Source organism: Chryseobacterium potabilaquae (assembly GCF_902728265.1).
GTDB classification, from domain to species: domain Bacteria; phylum Bacteroidota; class Bacteroidia; order Flavobacteriales; family Weeksellaceae; genus Chryseobacterium; species Chryseobacterium potabilaquae.
On sequence record NZ_CACVBR010000124.1, the window covers coordinates 1 to 701 of the forward strand.

Annotated in this window: 1 protein-coding gene; it reads right to left on the reverse strand. The window is 38.9% G+C overall.

Annotated features, from left to right (window positions below):
* On the reverse strand, window positions 1-701 hold a 701-nt coding region (locus CHRY9293_RS18455), incomplete at both ends, for a non-ribosomal peptide synthetase (protein WP_162034316.1).

Sequence of the window (701 nt, forward strand, 5' to 3'; positions counted from 1 at the left end):
CTACACTGGCCTGTAAACCTAACCCCTGATGAATCTTACTAATCAATTTAATAGCCATAATACTATTTCCTCCTAAGCGGAAGAAGTCATCATGTAAACCTATACTTTCTACAGGTAAACCTAAAACCTCGCTATAGATATCTGCTAATTGTTTTTCAAGAGCTGTTGTTGGAGCGATATACTCCTTATCTCCTGTGAAGTTAGGTTCTGGTAAGGCTCTTCGGTCCAACTTTCCATTAATCGTAAGAGGAAGCTTTTCTAAAGAAACATACACAGAAGGGATCATATACTCCGGAAGAAGACCTGATAAATATGCAGATAAGTCTTCAGGATTAACGGAAGTATCCGATATATAATAACCTACCAAGTATTTTAATCCTGAGCTATTCTCCTTAGCCAACACTACCCCCTGGCGAATCCCTTCATAACTCAACAAAGCGCTTTCTATCTCTCCTAACTCTATTCTATAGCCCCTGATCTTAACCTGGAAGTCATTTCTGCCTATATACTCTATATCCCCACCAGCAAGATAGCGTACTAAATCTCCTGTCTTATATATACGTCCATTATAATTTATCTCCTTCTCCTCTTCACTCTGAAAAGGATTTACTAGAAAACACTCCTCTGTAAGTTCTGGAAGATTCAAATACCCTCTTGATATTCCCGAACCTCCTATATACAACTCTCCTACAGCTCCCACT